Source organism: Pseudomonas sp. MDT2-39-1, assembly GCF_054898085.1.
The window spans coordinates 1,933,148-1,955,343 of record NZ_CM142716.1 but is presented as its reverse complement, the minus strand read 5'-3'; the positions used below and the strand labels follow the sequence as shown (position 1 = coordinate 1,955,343).

General features: G+C 59.4%; 18 protein-coding genes. 13 read left to right on the top strand and 5 right to left on the bottom strand.

Going from position 1 to position 22,196, the window contains the following annotated elements:
• Position 1 precedes the first annotated feature (1 nt).
• From ispG to ACYZTM_RS09370, 7 genes are all read left to right on the top strand, one after another.
• Complete coding sequence (gene ispG / locus ACYZTM_RS09400; protein ID WP_461988316.1) at positions 2-1,111, top strand: flavodoxin-dependent (E)-4-hydroxy-3-methylbut-2-enyl-diphosphate synthase; 1,110 nt, start codon at positions 2-4, stop codon at positions 1,109-1,111.
• Positions 1,112-1,148: 37 nt separating this feature from the next.
• Complete coding sequence (gene hisS, locus ACYZTM_RS09395) at positions 1,149-2,438, top strand: histidine--tRNA ligase (protein ID WP_131059376.1); 1,290 nt, start codon at positions 1,149-1,151, stop codon at positions 2,436-2,438.
• Between the two features lie 42 nt (positions 2,439-2,480).
• On the top strand, positions 2,481-3,122 hold the full coding sequence (locus tag ACYZTM_RS09390) for a tetratricopeptide repeat protein (protein ID WP_131059375.1): 642 nt from the start codon (positions 2,481-2,483) through the stop codon (positions 3,120-3,122).
• The gene (bamB, locus tag ACYZTM_RS09385; protein WP_131059374.1) at positions 3,115-4,266 is read left to right on the top strand and encodes an outer membrane protein assembly factor BamB; all 1,152 of its coding nucleotides are present in this window, start codon (positions 3,115-3,117) and stop codon (positions 4,264-4,266) included. The genes ACYZTM_RS09390 and bamB overlap by 8 nt, the downstream gene beginning before the upstream one ends.
• A 140-nt stretch (positions 4,267-4,406) precedes the next feature.
• Positions 4,407-5,876, top strand: a complete 1,470-nt coding sequence (gene der, locus ACYZTM_RS09380; RefSeq protein WP_008147761.1) for a ribosome biogenesis GTPase Der — start codon at positions 4,407-4,409, stop codon at positions 5,874-5,876.
• A gap of 235 nt (positions 5,877-6,111) precedes the next feature.
• Positions 6,112-7,260, top strand: coding sequence for a pyridoxal phosphate-dependent aminotransferase (locus tag ACYZTM_RS09375; RefSeq protein WP_131059373.1), 1,149 nt, complete (start codon positions 6,112-6,114; stop codon positions 7,258-7,260).
• A complete protein-coding gene (locus tag ACYZTM_RS09370) occupies positions 7,248-8,039 on the top strand; it encodes an amidohydrolase (RefSeq protein ID WP_461988312.1) in 792 nt (263 codons plus the stop codon). Before ACYZTM_RS09375 ends, ACYZTM_RS09370 begins: the two co-directional genes overlap by 13 nt.
• 186 nt (positions 8,040-8,225) lie before the next feature.
• Here ACYZTM_RS09370 and leuA read toward each other — a convergent pair whose 3' ends face one another.
• Positions 8,226-9,905: a 2-isopropylmalate synthase gene (gene leuA, locus ACYZTM_RS09365; RefSeq protein ID WP_131059371.1), complete on the bottom strand. Its 1,680-nt coding sequence runs from the start codon at positions 9,903-9,905 to the stop codon at positions 8,226-8,228.
• A 165-nt stretch (positions 9,906-10,070) separates the two neighbouring features.
• On the opposite strand from leuA, the gene ACYZTM_RS09360 reads away from it, so the two are divergent.
• Together ACYZTM_RS09360 and ACYZTM_RS09355 are read left to right on the top strand one after the other, a co-directional pair.
• Complete coding sequence (locus ACYZTM_RS09360) at positions 10,071-10,304, top strand: hypothetical protein (protein ID WP_461988310.1); 234 nt, start codon at positions 10,071-10,073, stop codon at positions 10,302-10,304.
• Positions 10,301-10,657 (top strand): hypothetical protein, encoded by a 357-nt coding sequence (locus tag ACYZTM_RS09355; protein WP_131059369.1) that lies wholly within the window; start codon positions 10,301-10,303, stop codon positions 10,655-10,657. Before ACYZTM_RS09360 ends, ACYZTM_RS09355 begins: the two co-directional genes overlap by 4 nt.
• A gap of 133 nt (positions 10,658-10,790) precedes the next feature.
• Here ACYZTM_RS09355 and ACYZTM_RS09350 read toward each other — a convergent pair whose 3' ends face one another.
• The 3 genes from ACYZTM_RS09350 to ACYZTM_RS09340 all read right to left on the bottom strand — a co-directional run bounded on the left by ACYZTM_RS09350 (position 10,791) and on the right by ACYZTM_RS09340 (position 14,048).
• The gene (locus tag ACYZTM_RS09350) at positions 10,791-11,612 is read right to left on the bottom strand and encodes a peptidoglycan DD-metalloendopeptidase family protein (RefSeq protein ID WP_461988308.1); all 822 of its coding nucleotides are present in this window, start codon (positions 11,610-11,612) and stop codon (positions 10,791-10,793) included.
• 3 nt (positions 11,613-11,615) lie between these two features.
• Positions 11,616-12,995 (bottom strand): exodeoxyribonuclease VII large subunit, encoded by a 1,380-nt coding sequence (gene xseA, locus ACYZTM_RS09345; RefSeq protein ID WP_461988306.1) that lies wholly within the window; start codon positions 12,993-12,995, stop codon positions 11,616-11,618.
• 102 nt (positions 12,996-13,097) lie between these two features.
• On the bottom strand, positions 13,098-14,048 hold the full coding sequence (locus tag ACYZTM_RS09340) for a LysR family transcriptional regulator (protein WP_461988304.1): 951 nt from the start codon (positions 14,046-14,048) through the stop codon (positions 13,098-13,100).
• Positions 14,049-14,148: 100 nt separating this feature from the next.
• Between ACYZTM_RS09340 and ACYZTM_RS09335 the strand changes: the two genes are divergently transcribed.
• The 4 genes from ACYZTM_RS09335 (at position 14,149) to guaA (ending at position 19,053) form a co-directional block, all read left to right on the top strand.
• Positions 14,149-14,916: a sulfite exporter TauE/SafE family protein gene (locus tag ACYZTM_RS09335; protein WP_461988302.1), complete on the top strand. Its 768-nt coding sequence runs from the start codon at positions 14,149-14,151 to the stop codon at positions 14,914-14,916.
• Between the two features lie 194 nt (positions 14,917-15,110).
• On the top strand, positions 15,111-15,659 hold the full coding sequence (locus ACYZTM_RS09330; protein WP_461988300.1) for a sugar ABC transporter ATPase: 549 nt from the start codon (positions 15,111-15,113) through the stop codon (positions 15,657-15,659).
• Positions 15,660-15,907: 248 nt separating this feature from the next.
• Positions 15,908-17,377: an IMP dehydrogenase gene (guaB, locus tag ACYZTM_RS09325; protein WP_109634587.1), complete on the top strand. Its 1,470-nt coding sequence runs from the start codon at positions 15,908-15,910 to the stop codon at positions 17,375-17,377.
• A 98-nt stretch (positions 17,378-17,475) separates the two neighbouring features.
• The gene (gene guaA / locus ACYZTM_RS09320) at positions 17,476-19,053 is read left to right on the top strand and encodes a glutamine-hydrolyzing GMP synthase (protein ID WP_131059363.1); all 1,578 of its coding nucleotides are present in this window, start codon (positions 17,476-17,478) and stop codon (positions 19,051-19,053) included.
• An 87-nt stretch (positions 19,054-19,140) separates the two neighbouring features.
• On the opposite strand, the gene ACYZTM_RS09315 is transcribed toward guaA, so the two are convergent.
• Positions 19,141-22,185, bottom strand: coding sequence for a membrane-targeted effector domain-containing toxin (locus ACYZTM_RS09315; RefSeq protein ID WP_461988298.1), 3,045 nt, complete (start codon positions 22,183-22,185; stop codon positions 19,141-19,143).
• Positions 22,186-22,196: the final 11 nt, after the last annotated feature.

The following is a 22,196-nucleotide window of genomic DNA, read 5'->3' as shown; positions in this document are numbered from 1 at the left end:
CATGCACGGCGAATCTCCAATCAAACGTCGCGAATCCCGCAAGATCTGGGTCGGTAACGTGCCTGTTGGCGGCGATGCGCCCATCGCTGTTCAGAGCATGACCAACAGCGACACCAACGACGTGGCCGCCACCGTGGCCCAGATCAATCGTCTGGAAGCGGCTGGCGTCGATATCGTGCGCATTTCCGTGCCGGACATGGACGCCGCCGAAGCCTTCGGCAAGATCAAGAAACTGGTCAAGGTGCCGTTGGTTGCCGACATCCACTTCGACTACAAGATTGCGCTGCGCGTAGCCGAACTGGGCGTTGACTGCCTGCGGATCAACCCGGGCAACATCGGTCGTGAAGACCGCGTGCGCGCGGTGGTCGATGCCGCCCGCGATCGCGGGATCCCGATCCGCATCGGCGTCAACGCCGGTTCCCTGGAAAAAGACCTGCAAAAGAAATACGGCGAGCCGACCCCGGCAGCGTTGGTCGAGTCTGCCTTGCGTCACGTCGAGCACCTCGAACGCCTGAATTTCCAGGACTTCAAGGTCAGCGTGAAGGCCTCCGACGTGTTCATGGCCGTCGCCGCCTACCGCCTGCTGGCCAAGGAAATCGTCCAGCCGCTGCACTTGGGCATCACTGAAGCCGGTGGTTTGCGTTCAGGTACAGTGAAATCCGCCGTGGGCCTCGGTATGCTGCTCGCCGAAGGGATTGGCGATACTATTCGCATCTCGTTGGCGGCCGACCCGGTCGAGGAAGTGAAAGTCGGCTACGACATTCTCAAATCCCTGCACCTGCGTTCCCGTGGCATCAACTTCATCGCCTGCCCGAGCTGCTCGCGGCAGAACTTCGATGTGGTCAAGACCATGAACGAGCTGGAAGGGCGCCTTGAAGATCTGCTGGTGCCGCTGGATGTCGCGGTCATCGGTTGCGTAGTCAACGGGCCGGGCGAAGCCAAGGAAGCCCATATCGGCTTGACCGGCGGCACGCCAAACCTGATTTACATCGACGGCAAGCCGTCGCAGAAACTGACGAATGAAAATCTGGTGGATGAGCTTGAACGCTTGATCCGCCAGAAAGCGGCCGAAAAGGTCGAAGCCGACGCGGCAGTAATCGTCCGCGGCTGAGCCCGACTGAAGAGCCGAACGAATTTAAGGATTTATAGTGAGCAAGTCTCTGCAAGCCATACGTGGCATGAACGACATCCTGCCCGAACAGACTCCCCTGTGGCGTCATTTCGAGGGTGCCGTCTCGCGTCTGCTGGATAACTACGGTTACAAGCAGATCCGCATGCCGATCGTGGAGTTCACCGAGCTGTTCAAGCGCTCCATCGGTGAAGTGACCGACATCGTCGAAAAAGAGATGTACACCTTCGACGACCGCAACGGCGATTCGCTGACCCTGCGCCCTGAAGGCACAGCGGCTTGCGTGCGTGCGGTGCTCGAACACGGCATCACCGGCGGTGGTCAGGTGCAGAAACTCTGGTACATCGGCCCGATGTTCCGTCACGAACGTCCGCAGAAAGGCCGTTATCGCCAGTTCCATCAGATCGGTGTCGAGGTGTTCAACCTCGACGGGCCGGACATTGACGCCGAACTGATCGTGCTGACCTGGCGCCTGTGGGGCGAGCTGGGTATCCGTGACGCGGTCAAGCTTGAGCTCAACAGCCTGGGCACCGCCGAGTCCCGTGGTCGTTATCGCGAAGCGCTGGTCGAGTTCCTCTCGGCCCACCTGGACAAGCTGGACGAAGACAGCCAACGCCGTCTGAAGACCAATCCGCTGCGGGTTCTGGATACCAAGAACGCCGACACTCAAGCAATCCTGGCCGACGCGCCGAAAATGGCCGACTACCTCGACGAAGAATCCCGTGTGCACTTCGAGGGCCTCAAGGCTCGTCTGGACGCCGCCGGTATTCCTTACGTGATCAACCCGAAGCTGGTTCGCGGGCTGGATTACTACAGCAAGACCGTTTTCGAATGGGTCACCGACAAGTTGGGCGCCCAGGGCACCGTATGTGCCGGCGGTCGTTACGACGGTCTGGTGGAACAGATGGGCGGTAAGCCGACAACGGGCGTTGGTTTCGCCATGGGCATCGAGCGTCTGGTGCTGCTTCTGGAAACTCTGGAGCAGATCCCGGAAGAGATTTCCCGTCAGGTCGACGTCTATCTCTGCGCATTCGGTGAGGCCGCCGAACTGGCGGCCCTGACGTTGAGTGAGAAGGTTCGTGATCAATTGCCCAACCTGCGCCTGCAAGTCAATGCCGGCGCCGGCAGCTTCAAAAGCCAGTTCAAGAAGGCCGACAAGAGCGGTGCGCTGTATGCGCTGATCCTCGGTGACGATGAAATGGCCCAGCAAGTGGTAGGTTTCAAACCCCTGCGTGGCCAGGGCGAACAACAAAGCATTGCCTGGGATGCGCTTGCTGCACACCTGGCCACCTGCGTCGTGCAGGGTTGAAGCTGTCATAAACAGCCGATTTAGCGATTAAGGAGTATTGGGGTGTCGAGTACCGAAGACGAAAACCTGGCGGATTTGAAGGACTGGTGGACACGCAACGGCAAGCCCCTGGTCACTGGCGGCCTGTTGGCGCTGGTCATCGTGTTCGGCTGGCAGGCTTTTCAAAAGTATCAGAGCAATCAGTCGCAAGGCGCCTCGATTCTCTATCAGCAATTGCTGGAAACCACGCTGACGCCTGACGGCAAGCCTGATGCCGCCCGTGTTTCGGACTTGGCCGGCAAGCTCAACAGCGAGTTCGGCGGCACCGCTTACGCGCAATACGGCAGCCTGTTCGTGGCGAAAGTCGCGGTCGACAGCGGCAAGCTGGACGACGCAGCCACCGAGCTGAAAGCCATTACCGACAAACCTGCCAACCCGGCGCTGGGCGAAATTGCCCGTCAGCGTCTGGCGCAGGTGCTGGCCGCGCAGAACAAGGTCGATGAAGCCCTGAAGCTGCTCGAAGGTGATGCCGACAAGGCGTTCCTGGCCACTCGCGAAGAGCTCAAGGGTGACCTGCTGGTGCAGTTGGGTCGTACCGACGAAGCAAACGCGGCGTATCAAAAAGCCAAGGCGGCACTGTCGGATGAAGCGGCGGTCGGTGGCCTACAAATCAAGCTGGACGACCTGGCCAAAGGGGATGCGTGACGTGATTCGTTGGAAACATGCAGCATTGCTGGCTCTGGCCATTTTGGCCGCGGGTTGCAGCAGCAACAGCAAAAAAGAACTGCCACCGGCCGAGTTGACCGACTTCAAAGAAGAAGTGGTTCTGCAAAAGCAGTGGAGTCGTTCGATCGGTGACGGTCAGGGCGAAACCTACAACATGCTGGTTCCGGCGATCGAAGGCGATACCATTTATGCCGCCGACGTCACTGGTGTGGTGATGGCGCTGGATCGCAGCAACGGCGACGTCAAATGGAAGAAGGACCTTGAACTGCCTGTTTCCGGCGCCGTCGGCGTGGGTTACGGTCTGGTCATGTTCGGCACCATCAAGGGCGAAATCGTTGCCCTGGACGCGATCAACGGTGAAGAGAAATGGCGCGCTCGCGTGTCCAGCGAAGTCCTCGCACCGCCGGCCAACAACGGTGACGTGGTTGTGGTTCAGACTCAGGATGACCGTCTGATCGGTCTGGATGCCGCCACCGGCAACCAGCGCTGGTTGTATGACAGCACCCCTGCGGTCCTGACCCTGCGCGGCACCAGCGCACCGATCGTCACCAACCGCCTCGCGGTGGCTGGCCTGTCGACCGGTAAAGTGGTCGCTCTCGATATTTCCAACGGCGTGCCGGTGTGGGAACAACGTGTTGCGATTCCACAAGGACGTTCGGAACTGGAACGTGTGGTCGATATCGACGGTGGCTTGCTGCTGTCCGGCGGTACCCTGTACGTCGCCAGCTACCAGGGTCGCGTTGCGGCACTGGACCTGGAAAGCGGTCGTCAGCTCTGGCAGCGTGATGCTTCCAGCTATGCCGGCGTCGCTCAGGGTTTCGGCAACGTTTATGTGAGCCTATCTTCGGGCACCGTTGAAGGCGTCGACGAACGTTCCACCACGGCTTTGTGGAGCAACGATTCGCTGGCCCGTCGTCAACTGTCGGCTCCGGAAGTGTTCTCCAGCTATGTTGCAGTCGGTGATATGGAAGGTTACCTGCATCTGCTGAGCCAGGTTGACGGTCGTTTCGTCGGCCGCGAGCGCATCGACAGCGACGGCCTGCGTGCCCGTCCGCTGGTGGTGGGTGACACGATTTATCTGTATGGCAACAGCGGCAAACTGGAAGCCCTGACCATTAAGTAAAGGTTTGACTATGCTTGGGGTTAGTTCCCCAAGCGGCCCCGTTCTGCGGGGCTCGCAGCGCTCACAGGCGCTGCCCCGAGCACCAGCCGCTGCCTCGCAGCGGCTTTTGTATTTTCTGAAATAACGAAGTGGAGAGCCGCATGGTTCCCGTAATCGCCCTGGTGGGCCGACCGAACGTCGGCAAGTCCACCTTGTTCAACCGCCTGACCAGGACTCGCGACGCCATAGTCGGCGACTTGTCCGGTCTGACCCGTGATCGCCAATACGGTGAGGCCAAGTGGCAAGGGCGTTCCTACATTCTGGTCGACACCGGCGGTATCTCCGGTGACGAGCACGGTATGGACGAAAAAATGGCCGAGCAGTCGCTGCTGGCCATTGAAGAAGCCGATGTCGTTCTGTTCCTGGTAGATGCCAAGGCCGGTTTCACCGCCGCCGACCAGATGATCGCCGAGCATTTGCGCAAACGTAACAAGCGTTCTTACGTGGTTGCCAACAAGGTCGACAACATCGACCCTGAAATGGCCCGCGCCGAATTCGCCCCGTTGGGCATGGGCCACGCGATCCCGATCGCCGGTGCTCATGGTCGCGGCATCACCCAGATGCTGGAAATCGCCCTGAGCGACTTCCCGAAAGACGATGACGAGCTGGAAGAAGGCGAGGAAGAGATCGTTGCCGAAGGCGAGGAAGCCAAGCGCATTCCTGGCCCAAGCGAAAAAGACGGGATCAAGATCGCTATCATCGGCCGTCCAAACGTCGGCAAGTCGACCCTGGTCAATCGCATGCTCGGTGAAGACCGGGTAATCGTCTATGACGAGCCCGGCACCACCCGCGACAGCATCTACATCCCGTTCGAGCGTAACGACGAGAAGTACACGCTGATCGACACCGCCGGTGTGCGCAAGCGCGGCAAGATCCACGAAGAAGTTGAAAAATTCTCCGTGGTCAAAACCTTGCAAGCGATCAAAGACGCCAACGTGGTGATCTTCGTGATGGACGCCCGCGAAGGCGTGGTGGACCACGACCTCAACCTGCTGGGCTTTGCCATTGAGTCGGGTCGTGCGCTGGTCATCGCGATCAACAAATGGGACGGCATGACGCCGAGCGAGCGTGACTTCGTGAAGGTCGAGCTGCAACGTCGACTGTTCTTCGTCGACTACGCCGACATCCACTTCATCTCGGCCCTGCACGGCACGGGCGTGGGCAACCTCTACGCCTCCGTACAGAACTCGTTCAAGTCCGCGGTCACTCGCTGGCCAACCAACCGCCTGACCACGATTCTGGAAGATGCGGTGGGTGAGCACGCGCCACCGATGGTCAACAACCGCCGGATCAAGCTGCGTTATGCCCACTTGGGTGGTGCTAACCCGCCGATCATCGTGATTCACGGTAACCAGATCGAGAAGGTGCCGAAGTCCTACGTTCGTTACCTGGAAAACACTTACCGTCGTGTGCTCAAACTGGTCGGTACGCCGATCCGTATCGAGTTCAAGGGCGGCGAGAACCCGTACGAAGGCAACAAGACCTCGCTCACCGACCGTCAGGTCAACAAGAAGCGTCGCATGATGTCGCACCACAAGAAAGCCGACAAGAAGCGCCGCGACAAGCGCTGATTCACGACTGCCGATGATCGTTCCCACGCTCTGCGTGGGAATGCCGCCATGGACGCTCCGCGTCCACCGCGTCTGTGACGCAGAGCGTCACGGGATGCATTCCCACGCAGAGCGTGGGAACGATCGAAATAGAGAAGGGCGCCGGTTGGCGCCCTTTTTTTATGGGCGCCGGATGGGCTATCCTCGGGCTCTCCCGCGCCGCCGTTAGAGCCGGGTGTAGAGCAGGGAATCACCGATGATCACCAGTAAGCTGCCGAATGTCGGCATCACTATCTTCACTCAGATGTCTCAGCTTGCGGCGCAAACCGGGGCGATCAACCTGTCCCAGGGTTTTCCCGATTTCGATGCCCCGCAAGCCCTGTGCGATGCGGTCGGTCGGCACATCGCCAGTGGCCACAACCAATACTCACCGATGACCGGTCTGCCGGCGCTGCGTCAGCAAGTGGCGGCGAAGATCGCTCGCAGCTACGGCGTCAATGTCGATGCCGACAACGAAGTGACCATCACGCCCGGCGCCACCCAGGCGATCTTTTGTGCGATTCAGGCGGTTATCCACAGCGGCGACGAAGTGATCGTGTTCGATCCGTGCTACGACAGTTACGAGCCGTCGGTTGAACTGGCGGGTGGTCGTTGCGTGCATGTGCAACTCGGTCTGAATGACTTTGCCATCGACTTCGAGAAGCTTGCCGAAGCGATTACGCCGCGCACGCGGATGATCGTTCTCAACGCCCCGCATAACCCGAGTGGCGCGCTGATCAGTCGTGCCGAACTGGATCAATTGGCGGCGTTGATTCGGGATCGCGACATCTGCATCGTCAGCGACGAAGTCTACGAACACCTGGTCTTCGATGGTGTGCCTCACGTCAGCGTGCTCAATCACCAAGAGCTGTATCAACGCGCCTTCGTGGTCAGTTCCTTCGGCAAGACCTACCACGTCACCGGTTGGAAAACCGGCTACGTGGTCGCCCCGCCAGCGCTCACCGCCGAGCTGCGCAAGGTGCACCAGTACGTCAGTTTCTGCGGCGTGACACCGCTGCAATACGCCTTGGCCGACTTCATGGCCGAACATCCTGAACACGTCGAAGAGCTGCCGGGTTTCTACCAGACCAAGCGCGATCTGTTCTGCGATCTGCTGGCGCCGTCGCGTTTCAGCTTTCAGCGGGTGACCGGCACGTATTTCCAGCTGGTCGATTATTCGCAGATTCGCCCGGACCTCAATGACGTCGAAATGGCGCTGTGGATGACCCGTGAACATGGCGTGGCGAGCATCCCGATCTCGGTGTTCTACCAGACACCCCCCGAGGGCCAGCGCCTGGTGCGCTTGTGCTTCGCCAAACGCGAGGAGACGTTGCGTGAAGCAGCGGCAAAACTATGCGTGATCTGAGTGCTCTGCCCAATCTGAATGTCGCGCTGATCCAGACCACCCTGGCCTGGCATGACCGCCAGGCCAACCTGGAGCATTTCGAGCAATTGCTTGAGCAGGCTCGCGGGGCGGATCTGATCATTCTGCCGGAGATGTTCACCACCGGTTTTTCCATGGAATCGGAAACCCTCGCCGAAGCGGAAAACGGTCCGACCAGCAAATGGCTGCGCGTCCAGGCGGCAAAATTCAACGCGGTGATCACCGGCAGCGTCATCGTCCAGGCTGCCGATGGCAGCCACCGCAATCGACTGCTGTGGGCGCGGCCGGACGGGGAAGTCTGGCACTACGACAAACGTCATCTGTTTCGCATGGCCGGCGAGCACAACCACTACACGCCCGGCGAGCGCCAGGTGCAGTTCGAACTCAAGGGCTGGCGAGTGCGGCCGCTGATTTGCTACGACTTGCGTTTCCCGGTCTGGAGCCGCGATGCACAGGACACCGACTTGCTGCTCTACACCGCCAACTGGCCGGGGGCACGGCGTCAGCACTGGAACCGCTTGCTGCCAGCGCGGGCGATCGAAAACCTTTGCTACGTGGCGGCGGTGAATCGCGTTGGTACTGACGGAAAGGGGTTTGCCTATACTGGCGACAGCCAAGTGCTGGATTTCCAGGGGGAGACATTACTCAGTGCAGGCGAAGCCGATGGCGTGTTTCAGGTCGTTCTGAATGCGGCAGATCTTCAGGCTTATCGAACACGCTTTCCGGCGAACCTGGATGCCGATACGTTCGAGTTCACCTGAGATTTCGCTGCCTGAACTGGCCCCTTCGCGAGCAAGCCCGCTCCCACAGTGGAGTTGTATTCACACAGATCTAATGTGGGAGCGGGCTTGCTCGCGAAGAGGCCATGACAGGCGACACAAAAAATACAGGCAAACAAAAAGGCCCCGAGGTTCTCACCCCGGGGCCTTTTGCATTGCAGCGAACGCTTACGCCGCTTTCGCTTCCGGCTGGCTCAGGGAGCGGTTCAGCGCGCTGAACAGGGCCTTGAAGCTCGCGGTGGTGATGTTTTCATCGATACCCACGCCGTGCACCGCACGTTCTCCGTTCACGCGCAGTTCAATGTAGGCCGCCGCCTTGGCGTTGGTGCCCGCGCCGATCGCGTGTTCGTTGTAGTCCATGATTTCCACGGGAATCGGCAGACCGGCGACCAGGGCTTCCAGCGCGCCGTTGCCCTTGCCGCGCCAGTGCAGGTTGGTTTCGCCCTGACCTTTGCCCGAGACTTCCACTTCCACGGCGCTGTGACCGTTCTCTTCCTGCAGGCGATGGCTGACCAGCGCATACGGGGTGTTGGCCTGCAGATACTCGCTGTGCAGCAAGGCGTGGATCTGCTGGGCGGTCATCTCAAGGCCCAGGCGATCGGTTTCACGTTGAACGACCTGGCTGAACTCGATCTGCATGCGACGCGGCAAGCTGATGCCGTATTCCTGTTCCAGCAGGTAGGCGATCCCGCCCTTGCCCGACTGGCTGTTGACGCGGATCACCGCCTCGTAGCTGCGGCCGATGTCGGCCGGGTCGATCGGCAAGTACGGCACTTCCCACAATTCGTCCGGTTTCTGCTGGGCGAAGCCCTTGCGGATCGCATCCTGGTGCGAGCCGGAGAACGCGGTGTGAACCAGGTCGCCGACGTACGGGTGACGAGGGTGCACCTGGATCTGGTTGCACTCTTCGACGACTTTGCGCACGCCGTCGATGTCGGAGAAGTCCAGCTCAGGGTGAATGCCCTGGGTGTAGAGGTTCAGCGCCACAGTCACGAGATCGACGTTACCGGTACGCTCGCCGTTGCCGAACAGGCAGCCTTCGACACGGTCGGCGCCGGCCATCAGGCCCAGTTCGGTAGCGGCAACGCCCGTGCCACGGTCGTTGTGGGTGTGCAGGCTGATGATCACGCTGTCACGACGGTTGATGTGACGGCCGAACCACTCGATCTGGTCGGCATAGATGTTCGGGGTCGCGCATTCGACGGTGGCTGGCAGGTTGAGGATCACCTTGTGCTCAGGTGTCGGGTTCCAGACTTCGATGACAGCGTCGCAGACTTCCTTGGCGAATTCGAGTTCGGTCGCGCTGAAGGTTTCCGGTGAGTATTCGAAGGTCCACTCGGTGTTCGGCTGCTGGGCCGCGTATTTGACGAACAACTTGGCCGCGTTCACCGCGATGGCCTTGACGCCGTCCTTATCCTGGTTGAAGACAATGCGGCGGAAGGACGGGGAGGTCGCGTTGTACAGGTGAACGATGGCTTTCTTCGCCCCACGCAGGGATTCGAAGGTACGCTCGATGAGGTCTTCACGGCCTTGGGTCAGCACCTGAATGGTGGTGTCGTCCGGGATGTGGTTGCCTTCGATCAAGGTACGCACGAAGTCGAAGTCGGTTTGCGAAGCGGCCGGGAACGAAGCTTCAATCTCTTTCACACCGACCTGCACTAGGGTTTTCCAGAAGCGCAACTTCTTGACCGCGTCCATTGGCTCGATCAGCGACTGGTTGCCGTCACGAAGGTCGGAGCTGCACCAGATCGGCGCTGCGGTGATGGTCTTCGATGGCCAGGTGCGGTCCGGGATATCGATGGTCGGGAACGCGCGGTATTTCGAAGACGGGTCTTTGAGCATGCTCATCGGGAAATCCTTATTGTGTGGGCCGAAAAAAGGCGGCCTGCCGGTGGATCAACTGTTCTTGGGAAAGGCTTGGGGCAAGGCACCGCGATTCAGCCTGGCAGTCGTGCGCTGACGAGGCACAGGCTGCGGTGCTGGCGAAGCTGAATGAGGGTGTGCGAGGTTTTCATGCCTTCAACCCTAACCGCCGTGGTTGAGGATGGCAAGCAGTCGAAAAAAATTGAGAGGAATACTCGAAAAAGCGCTTATACCGCGATTTTATTGCTTCGAGTGGCCGTGATTGTTTTTATGCTTGCGCGAGGTTTGAGCGTTGCGCAATTGAAAGTTGGCGGTCTTGTCTCGGTGGGTGCAGCTATTCTTAAAGCCTCAACCAGACGACTGGAATGCAGGAGTCGGCAATGAACGAGTCGGATTGGAAGCTTTACAGTGCGCTGCGCCCGAAGGCGCATGAACGGATGTGCATTCGGATCATGGAGGAGGTCGAGCGTACGGTTCTGGACACAAGCCTGGCGCCTTATGACCGGATAGAAGCCAGCGAAGAACTGCTGAAGGCCGGCCAAAAGGAGCTGTATTGGGCGTTTGGCGTTTTCAGGTTCTCACGCCATGAGGCCCGCTCTCACTTGCTGGGGTTGTGTGCCCGCGAGTTGATTACGGCTGAAGAGTTGGCTGGTTTCTCGGAAGACACTCAAACCTGGGTCAACCATTGTCTGGCGGACCGGGAGGTCCATGGGATTGAGGACCTGGAGGCTGAATGAGCCGCGTCCTTGAGATCGCCTTCGCGGGCAAGCCTCGCTCCTACAGATATTGGGTGATCACACGATTTGGGCACGACCCATATCCGTAGGAGCGAGGCTTGCCCGCGAAGAGGCCAGTAGTCATACGCAACAACTAAGGCTGAAATGCACCTATAAAGATGGCTGGATCAACCCGCGCATCATTCAAACTGACATTCCAGTGCATATGCGGCCCGGTCGCCCGCCCGGTGGCGCCAACCTTCCCGACCACTCCACCACGCGCCAGCTGCTGCCCCACCTTCACATCAATCTTCGACATATGGCAGAACATGCTGATAAAGCCCTGCCCATGGTCGACAAACACCGTATTGCCGTTGAAAAAGTAGTTGCCGATCAAAATCACCTTGCCCGCGGCCGGTGTCTTGATCGGTGTGCCGGCACCCACAGCGAAATCCAGGCCTGAGTGGGGATTGCGTTCCTCACCATTAAAGAACCGGCGCACGCCGAACTTGCTCGACAGCGGCCCGTTGACCGGTTTGTCCAGCAGCAGGTTGCTCGGGGTGTTCGGGGTGAAAGTGCGGTAGGCAGCGATCTGCTCGGCCAGTTCGCCTTCGATACGCTTCAGATTCTCCGGGTTCGGATTGACCTGCTGCGTGTTCTTCAGGGTGATGTGCTGTTCCGGGTACTTCTTGTTGCCGACCGTGAAACTCAGATTACGACCACCGCTGCTGACCTGTTGCGTGCCCCGTTTAACCGTCAACGGCACGCCGACAATCGCCAGCCAATTGCTTTGTTCCTTGACCACCAGCACCGGTTTGCCTTGATAACTGGCTTTTGGCGCCAGGGCAGCAGTGCCCAGATCCACCACGGCCACGCCGCCCGGCACCGGTTTGTTCAGCAGGCGTGTGATGTAACTGTCGGCGTGGGCATTGAAGGTCAGGCACAACAACAGCAGCGGAGCTAAAAAACGCGGCATGGATCAATCCAGTAAAGAAAGGGTGACAGGCGTCAGGTGATTGTCTTCGACCCGGACTTGCAGTTCGCCGTCGCCCAGTTTGGCTTTCAGCCGCTGACCGGTGTGGGTTTGCTCGGCGCTGCGAATCGCGTTGCCGCGTTCATCCAGCAAAATGCTGTAGCCACGGGCCAGCGTCGCGAGTGGGCTGACCACCTGCAGCGTCTGCACCTGACTTTGCAGCTGCAGACGACGGGACTTGAGGCCATCGCGCATGGCACGCGGCAGGCGCTCGGCGAAGCTGTCGAGGCGCTGACGAAGCATCGCCAGTTGCCGACCGGGATGTTGCCCGGCGAGGCGGGTTTCCAAACGGATCAGCCGTTCGCGGCGGGTATTGAGGCTGCGTTCGAACGCGCGGCGCATGCGCATGTCCAGGTCATCAAGGCGTTGCGCTTGCTGGCGCAGACGTTCGCCGGGATGACGAAGGCGACGAGACATGCCTTCCAGGCGCAGTCGATCACGCATCAAACGGTCGCGGATGCGCATCACCAGACGTCGATGCAGGCTTTCGACCCGACGGACCAGATCGCTGGAATCCGGCGCGAGCAGTTCGGCGGCGGCGGAAGGCGTCGGGGCGCGAACGTCGGCCACGAAGTCGCTGATCGACACGTCGGTTTCATGGCCGACGGCGCTGACAATCGGTGTCACGCAGGCATCCACGGCGCGGGCCACGGCTTCTTCGTTGAAACACCAGAGGTCTTCCAGCGAACCGCCGCCACGGGCTAGGATCAGCGCATCAAAACCACGGGCGTCCGCCAGTTTCAGCGCGCGGACGATCTGCGCAGTGGCTTCGCGGCCCTGCACAGCGGTCGGGATCAGCGTCAACTGGATCTGCGGCGCGCGGCGGCGAAATACACTGATGATGTCGCGAATCACCGCGCCAGTCGGCGAGCTGATGATGCCGATGCGTTGCGGATGCGCCGGCAGCGGAACTTTGCGTTCGGCACTGAACAGACCTTCGGCGCTGAGTTTTTCCTTCAACGCATCGAACGCCAGACGCAGCGCACCGTCACCGGCCGGCTCCACGGTATCGAGGATCAGCTGATAGTCGCCACGGCCCTCGAACAGCGAAACCTTGCCGCGCACCTTGACCGCCAGACCGTCTTTCAACGCCTGACGAACCCGTGCCGCGTTCTGCCGGAACAACGCGCAACGCACCTGGGCACCGCTGTCCTTGAGGGTGAAATACACATGGCCGGACGCCGGACGGGCGAGGTTGGAGATTTCGCCTTCGACCCAGATGTTGCTGAACACGTCTTCAAGCAACACCCGCGCACGGCCGTTGAGCTGGCTGACAGTCAGGACTTCACGGTCCAGGCCGAGTCTTGCAAAGGGATCTTTAATCATGGGGCGCAGTTTAAAGGCATTCGCATGCGAATCTCCATGAGCCAACGCAAATCCCCTTGTGGGAGCGGCGGTGCGGCGATCCGACTTGCTCGCGAAAGCGGTTTAACCTTCAACATCAATGTCGACTGACACGCCGCATTCGCGAGCAAGCCCGCTCCCACAATGATCCGCGCAGGTTTTGATGAAGTGTTGGACCAATGTGGTGGGATTTTGCTTGCAGGCTAGGGCGACGGTGCTGTGGCAATCCGGATCGGCCAAGGGCAGGAAGTGGATGTCGGGCGGCGCAATGTCCCGCATCGATTCCGGCAGCAGCGCAATGCCGAACCCGGCCTGAATCAATTGCAGTTGCGTGGTTTTGCGCGACACCACCCGCGCTGCTTTCGGGAAGAATCCCTGACGCATGCACAACTCGGCAGACAGGTAACTCAACCCGCCGCGCTGAGGATGAGGAATGGAGATAAACGCCTCATCCTTCAACTGCGCCAGATCGATGCCCTGAGTGGACTTATCCACAGCCAGCCGATGATTGGGGGGAACGGCCAGCAGCAATCGTTCGCTATACAAAGGAACAATCTGCACGCCTTCACGCTGGCGCAAAACCGGCAGGCGCAGCAGTCCGACATCCAGTCGATTGTCGGCCAACGCTTCAAGTTGCGCTTCGGAAGACAGCTTTGAGATGTCCATGGACACGCCGACATGCTGATCCAGATAGTCGCTGATGCCTCGCAGCAGGCGGCCACTCATGGGCACGGTGCTGGAATGGCTGAGGCGCAAGGTGCCGAGTTCTCCGTTGCCGACTTGGGTGGCCATCTCACTGGCTTTGGTCAGTTCGTTCAGCAGGTTTCGGGCCCGGGGCAGGAAGGCTTCACCGGCCGCTGTCAGTCGGGGCAGGCGTGCGGTGCGCTCGAACAACGGCGTTTGCAGCCGGCTTTCCATGGCCTTTATTTGCCGGCTCAGGGCTGACTGAGCGATGAACAGTCGTTCGGCGGCGGCGCTGAAACTCCCGCAGTCGGCGATTTCCACGAAGTAACGCAATTGGCGGGTTGAAAGCACCAGGCATGCCTTTTTGAGAGGGGTGGGTGGCTTTGAAGATATTAGTCGCAAGACTCGACGCTGGCTAAAGTCATCTCAGGTATTCAAGGAAGCTGTACAGATGAATGTGCTTGAGTTGTTGAGCCAATGGCCATTCGGCGCCACGGATTGGCTGGTGATCGGATTAGGCATCGCCCTGGCCTACATCGTGTTTGGCATCGCCGGGTTTGGTACCGCGTTGGTGGCGGGGCCGATTCTGATTCTGTTCATGCCGCTGTCGAAGATTGTGCCGTTACTGGTGTTGCTGGATTTCGTCGCAGCTTTCGGCAATCTGCTGCCTTCGCGGCGGGAGGTGGCGAAACCCGAGTTACTGCGGCTGCTGCCCTGCATGGCGGTGGGCTGCACGCTGGGGGTGATCTTTCTGCTGAATCTAAAATCCGATGTGTTGTTGCTGTTGATGGGGCTGTTTATCAGCGCCTATGCGATTTACAGCTTGTGGGTCAAAACCCGGCCGACGCAATTGTCCGCCGGTTGGGCCGTGCCGATGGGGACGGTGGGCGGAATGTTCGGGGCGTTGTTTGGCAGTGGCGGCTTTTTATATGCGATCTATTTGAACAGTCGGTTACCGAAAGAGGCGGCACGGGCAACCCAGAGTGCACTGATCAGTTGCAGCGCCGTGGTGCGCCTGAGTCTGTTTGCCGTCGCAGGTGTCTATGCCGAGCTACCCTTGTTGGTATTGGCGTTGTGTTTATTGCCGGCCATGGCATTGGGGTTGTGGATCGGCCGGTGGTTGACCATGAGATTGTCCCGCGAGACGTTCGTGCGGCTGGTGACCTGGTTGGTGCTGGCGAGCGGGGTTGCCTTGATCGGGCGTTATTTGAGTACTTGACCGGATTTCGTCAGGGATTAAGCTGCCGGCCGCTCCGACGCCTTCGCGGGCAAGCCTCGCTCCTACAGGACTGACACAAATTTTTCGAACGCCACCAGTCCTGTAGGAGCGAGCGGTGCGGCGATCCGACTTGCCCGCGAAAGCGTCAGCCGGTACGCCGCAGAAACATCCATTTGACGCAGTAGGCTTGCACCATGAATTCGCAAAGCATCATCGTCCCGAAAATCTCTACGCTGCCGGTGCACGAACCACGGGCCCGGGCGGTTGTGCGCTGGCTGGTGCGCAAGAACATCATCAAGGAAGAGCTGACCACCTGTGGTCGTACCGGTAACCGCATGGCCCACGCCATCGCCGACGGTGCCCGCGCGGTGGTGTTGCATCCGCAAGCGCTGCCGTTCAGTGAACCGATCAATGGCCTGGAGATCATCACCAAGCGTTGCATCTATACGCCGGCCAAGGGATTCCTGGAGGAGGCGGGCTGCGCCGAGTGCCGCAAGGAAGTCGGCGAAGCGCTGTTCGATAGCCTGGAAGACTGGATGCCGGGTCGTACCGATAACTTCACCTGCCCGGAATGCGGGCATGAAGACGACATCAACGGGTTTCTTTTCCTGCAGGAATGCGGTTTTTCCAACCTGGGGTTCATCTTCAACAACTGGGCCGAGGCCGGGTTCAAGCAGAGCTTTATCGATGAGTTTGCCGATTGGCTGGATCAGCCCGTCAGTTGGGTGAAAGTCGAGTTGTAACCGAAACCGAAACCGAAACCGAAACCGAAACCGAAACCGTAGGAGCGAGGCTTGCCCGCGAAGCTTTTAGCGTCAGTGATGACGCCTTCGTCGGAATGCCGCCCAGACCAAGCCTCGCTCCTACAGGATTTGCGTTCCAGACCCCCGTCGATCACCCGCATCGATAATAGACAGAGTTTTACATTGAACCCGAGGGGGTGTCTGACTATAATGGCGCGCTTCCATTTTCCCGCTCGGGAGCCCCCGCGATGCTGCGTATCAGCCAAGAAGCTCTGACATTCGACGACATTCTCCTAGTGCCTGGTTATTCCGAGGTGCTTCCTAACGAAGTCAGTCTCAAGACCCGCCTAACCCGTGGCATCGAGCTGAATATTCCTCTGGTTTCTGCCGCCATGGACACCGTCACTGAAGCCCGTCTGGCAATTGCCATGGCTCAGGAAGGTGGCATCGGCATCATCCACAAGAACATGACCATCGAGCAGCAAGCTGCCGAAGTCCGCAAGGTCAAGCGTTACGAAGCCGGTGTGGTCAAGGACCCGATCACTATCGAGGCCGACGCCACGGTTCGTGAACTGTTCGAACTGACCCGCCAGCACAACATCTCCGGCGTTCCGGTTTTACACAATGGCGACCTGGTCGGCATCGTCACTTCCCGTGACGTGCGTTTCGAGAACCGTCTGGAAGCCACTGTCCGCGAAGTGATGACACCTAAAGAGCGTCTGGTCACGGTCAAGGAAGGCGCCGACAAGAACGACGTTCGCGAGTTGCTGCACAAGCACCGCATCGAACGCGTCCTGATCGTCGACGACAAATTTGCCCTCAAAGGCATGATGACCGTCAACGACATCGAAAAAGCCAAGGCTTATCCGCTGGCCAGCAAGGACGATCAAGGTCGTCTGCGCGTTGGCGCTGCCGTCGGCACCGGTAAAGACACCGGTGACCGCGTAGCTGCTTTGGTCAATGCCGGCGTAGACGTGGTGGTGGTCGACACCGCACACGGTCACTCCAAAGGCGTGATCGACCGCGTTCGCTGGGTCAAGCAGAACTTCCCTGAAGTGCAGGTCATCGGCGGCAACATCGCCACCGGCGCTGCCGCCAAGGCCCTGGCCGAAGCTGGCGCCGATGCGGTCAAGGTCGGTATCGGCCCTGGCTCGATCTGCACCACCCGTATCGTCGCCGGTGTCGGCGTACCGCAAATCAGCGCCATCGCCAATGTCGCCGCTGCCCTTGAAGGCACAGGCGTTCCGTTGATCGCCGACGGCGGCATCCGTTTCTCCGGTGACCTGTCCAAGGCCATCGTAGCCGGTGCTTCCTGCGTGATGATGGGCTCGATGTTCGCCGGTACTGAAGAAGCGCCAGGCGAGATCGAACTGTTCCAGGGTCGCTCGTACAAGGCTTACCGCGGCATGGGTTCGCTGGGCGCCATGTCCCAGGCTCAAGGTTCCTCCGACCGTTACTTCCAGGACTCCTCGGCAGGCGCCGAGAAACTGGTTCCGGAAGGCATCGAAGGGCGTGTTCCTTACAAGGGCAGCCTGAGCGCCATCATCCATCAACTGATGGGCGGCCTGCGTTCCTCGATGGGCTACACCGGCAGCGCCGACATCGAAGAAATGCGCACCAAGCCTGAGTTCGTGCGGATCACCGGCGCCGGCATGGCCGAGTCCCACGTTCACGACGTACAGATCACCAAAGAAGCGCCAAACTACCGCGTAGGTTGAGGCTTCCAGCAAAAGTTAAGTAACCGGGGCTGTTTTATTCAGCCCCGAGTTGTTTCTGAATCACGACTGTTTCTGAATTACTTAGACGAGACTGAATCATGGCCCTCGACATTCACGCTCACCGCATCCTGATCCTCGATTTCGGTTCCCAGTACACCCAACTGATTGCCCGCCGCGTGCGTGAAATCGGCGTGTACTGCGAACTGCATCCGTTCGATATGGATGAAGACGCGATTCGCGAATTCGCTCCAAAAGGCATCATTCTCGCCGGCGGCCCCGAGTCCGTGCACGAAGCCAACAGCCCTCGCTGCCCGCAAGCGGTGTTTGACCTGGGCGTACCGGTCTTCGGCATCTGCTACGGCATGCAGACCATGGCCGAGCAACTGGGTGGCAAGGTTGAAGGTTCCGAACTGCGTGAGTTCGGTTACGCCCGTGTCGACGTGGTCGGCAAGAGCCGCCTGCTCGACGGCATCGAAGACCACATCGACGCGGACGGCCTGTTCGGCCTCGACGTGTGGATGAGCCACGGTGACAAAGTCACCAAGATGCCGCAGGAATTCCATATCCTGGCCAGCACCCCGAGCTGCCCGATCGCCGGCATGTTCGACGACGCTCGCGGCTACTACGGCGTGCAGTTCCACCCGGAAGTGACCCACACCAAGCAGGGCGGCCGCATCCTGTCGCGCTTCATCCTCGACATCTGCGGCTGTGAAGCGCTGTGGACACCGTCGAAGATTGCTGAAGACGCCATCGCTCAGGTCCGCGCTCAGGTCGGCACCGACAACGTATTGCTCGGCCTGTCCGGCGGCGTTGACTCCTCGGTCGTTGCCGCGCTGCTGCACAAAGCCATCGGCGACCAGCTGACCTGCGTCTTCGTCGACAACGGCCTGCTGCGTCTGCACGAAGGCGAGCAAGTGATGGCCATGTTCGCCGAGAACATGGGCGTCAAGGTGATCCGCGCCAACGCTGAAGATCAGTTCCTCGACAATCTGGCAGGCGAAAGCGACCCAGAGAAGAAGCGCAAAATCATCGGCCGTACCTTCATCGACGTATTCGATGCCCAGTCCAAAGAACTGGACAACATCAAGTACCTGGCCCAGGGCACCATCTACCCTGACGTAATAGAGTCGGCTGGCGCAAAAAGCGGCAAGGCTCACGTGATCAAGTCGCACCACAACGTGGGTGGCCTGCCAGAAGAAATGAACCTCAAGCTGGTTGAACCCCTGCGCGAGCTGTTCAAGGACGAAGTCCGTCGTCTGGGCCTGGAACTCGGCCTGCCGTACGACATGGTCTACCGTCACCCGTTCCCGGGCCCGGGCCTGGGCGTGCGGATCCTCGGTGAAGTGAAGAAGGAATACGCCGACCTGCTGCGTCGTGCCGACCACATCTTCATCGAAGAACTGCGCAAGGCTGACTGGTACCATAAGGTCAGCCAGGCCTTCGTGGTGTTCCAACCGGTGAAATCGGTTGGCGTGGTCGGTGATGGCCGTCGTTACGCCTGGGTCGTTGCCCTGCGTGCCGTGGAAACCATCGACTTCATGACCGCGCGTTGGGCACACCTGCCTTACGAACTGCTGGAAACCGTCAGCGGCCGGATCATCAACGAAATCGAAGGCATCTCCCGCGTCACCTACGACGTGTCGAGCAAGCCGCCAGCGACGATCGAGTGGGAATGATCCCGGCTTCAACTGATCGCCCGTAACACCTGAAAGGCCCTGTGAGCGTAAGTTCACGGGGCCTTTTGCGTATCAGGTTCTACTGGGTTACACAGGCAGACGGCCTTCGAGTGTCATGCCCATGCGGTTGAGTGCTCGTGCAAGAAGGCCAACATTCTGGAAGTTGACCTGATGCAGATCGGTCCACGCGGGACGGTTGATCAGAAAGCCGCCACCCTCCGTTCGCTCAATCATCGTACGCACAATCACGCCGGTCCTGCTGCGATGGATCAACGTCCAGAAGTCCTCTGATTGCTCGATGGTGAACATGCCTGGGCGGTACAAGAGCCGGAGGAGTGCTTCCTGTGTTCGTTGAATGACTGGAGTGGGCATTTCCAGGCTGAAGTCGGCATACAAAGTATCAAAGTCTCCGCTCATTTGCGGTTGTGGCGGCTGAACGTCACGGCCCACCTCGATGCCATGGTCGATCTCGATGTGCAGACTCTGGTCAGGACGAACTTCTTCGATCCGCAAACCGATGCCCCCCTCCGTTTCGCTGATGCCGGCAATGCCCCTGAACGTGTTGGTGTTTTCCTGGCCGGTCAGCACCACCCATTTTCCCGGGCTGTAGGCTTCGTTGGCCTGGATGATCGTGTGAGTGAGGTAGTTCTTGATGGATTGTTGCGACAGGGTGCCAAAGGACGCGCCTTCGTACCGATAGCTTGCCAGGCAATCAGTGGCCTGGATTCGAATGCCGTACTGTTGGGCCGTACGCACAACTTCCAGTGGTGTGAACTGCCCGGCGGGATCGCTCTGAAGCTGTTTCAAATACAGTCCCAACATGCCTTCCATTTTTCCTGTTTCGGCGAATTTGTTCAGGTCGACTTGGCTGAAGTCGTTAAGCAGACGGTGCATGTAGATCGTCTTGACGCCTTGTTTTGCCAGTGTCGGCATGTTTTCGATAAGGAACCGCATGCTCGCAATGCGATCCTGACTTTCACCGACGACGAGCCCGGGCGCGACATCGAATATCTTCTCAATGAGTTCCGGGACGGTCGTGGATGGCGTGATGACGGGCTGTACCGGACGCGCGGGCAACGAGGCGAAAAAATTCCTTGGGGTATGGAATGTGCGCGCATCTCTCACCAGTGCTGTGCGCCGTTGGGCGACGAACTCATCGTAAACAGTGACTCCTTTGATGGTCCCGTCGGGAAGGTTGACGATTTTGACGTGCGTTTCTTTTTTGCCCAGTGCCAGGAAGTTCATCGAACGCCCATTGGGAGTGTCGTATTTCGTCAGGTGTCGGAGCAAATCAGCCGGTGGCCGGGCTTGGGTGGATCCCGTGGAGGATCCGGGAACGGGTTCGACGAGGTCTTTGCTGCCGCCCTTTAACCCACTTTTCGGCGCCAGTTCCCATTCACCCTCGGCATTCAGGCGTACAGGCATGGAACCTGAAGAAGCGAGAGGCTTTTGCGGATCAATGATCGCCCATGTGCCGCCGCCGTTGATGTCGGCTTCGTAGCGAACGTAGTAAGCCTGGTCGTTCATCATGATGGCGGTGGAAGGGTTGGAGTCCAGCGAGTAGATGCCCTGGAATTTTCCGCTCGTGGCCAGAGGCGTCTGGCTTTCCAGGATTTCATTGCTTTGCCAGTGCTCTGGCACTTCAATGGCTTGCCCGGAGTCCTTCGGCAGCGGAGTGAATTCTTCCAGTTGACGGATTATTCCCTGAGAATCACCGGACGCTTGTGGGGCTTGTGCATCGACAGATTCATCCGGATGACCGGTGGCCCTCAGGTCTGCCATCTCAGCCGCTTCGGTTGCGTCGACCGAAGCTCCCGCGCCCTCCAATACACTGACTTCCTTGAGCAGCGGGATGTTGAACAGGGCATTGATGCCGTCGAGCACCGCGCCGATGACGCCGGCCTTGCGTTCCGCCGCCGTCTTGCCATTGACTGCTTTGTCGATGTTCAAGCCCATCGCCGCGATACTGGCCCCGATCACCGTCAATGCGATGGGCCAGCCCAGAACGGTCAATGGACCAAACACATGCAGACCGGCAGTCAGGTAGCCCAGCCAAAGCTGTTTGCGCATCTGTCCATGGGTCACCAGTGTCAGGTCAACCTCTTCCAGCATCGTGCCCTGGACTGCCCGGCTCTGCCAGGTGAAGGCATCGCCGTCGATGGTGATGTCTTTTTGATTGATCAAGTGGTGGTCGTACTTGCCCCAGGTGCCAACCAGCTGGTTCATCAGCGGGGTGATGTTGTCGTGGACTTCTTTACGGACCGACAGCGGGAAATGGGTCATGAACTCGGTGCGTGGCTGCTCTTCATTCATTTGAAGCAGGATCCACCAGTGCATGTCCGTCAGTGTCGGATGCACGTGGAAGGGCTGCGCGGCGCCGGGGACGTAAGTGATCTGCCGACCTTTTTGGTCAACAATGCGCAGAATATCGGTGGCGACATGCCCGGCGACATCCAGGGCGCAGACACGAAGATCCTCAGGCGTAGCGGTTTGCGCTTGCAGGGCCGACAGGGTAATCGGCCAGGCCGTGCCACCGGTGACGGCCCTTACGATGGTCTGGAAATCTTCCTCCTCCAGTTGACCGTTTTGCCGCGCCTCGACGGCCTTGCTGAGGTAGTTACATTTGGCCAGGGCCCGGAAGTCATCGAAATGTGTCGTCCAGAAAGCATTCAGTTTGTTCAGATAGCGATCACTGAGGTTCATCTCCCACAGGTCCGTGAGGGCCTTGCTGGGGTACATCCGCACTTCATTGGTTTCATTGAAAATACTGGCGTTTGCATCTGCAGTGTAAAACCCGCCATTACTGTTCAGTTCGAGGGCGTCGTCTTGATCGGTCACGCGGTACCCGTGGATGACCAGCTGCGTCAGGGTCAATGATTCGCAGGGTTTGGGGGCGTGCTCCCAACTCAGAAAGGCCTTGGTGCTGCTGGCCGAGACATTGTCGAACCGATGCCACCAGACCTGATCCGGGTCTAGGTCGGTGATGCCGTGTTTCTTCAGGATTTCGCTGGCCACCGCATGGGCCTCTTCTTTCAAGCCCGGGCAGGCTGTCACGACGACGGGGGCAATCGTTTTCAGCTGCTCCTTGTCGGCGGCATTGGGTAACGCTTCGGTACTCTGATCAACTGGCATGCTCTCGCTCC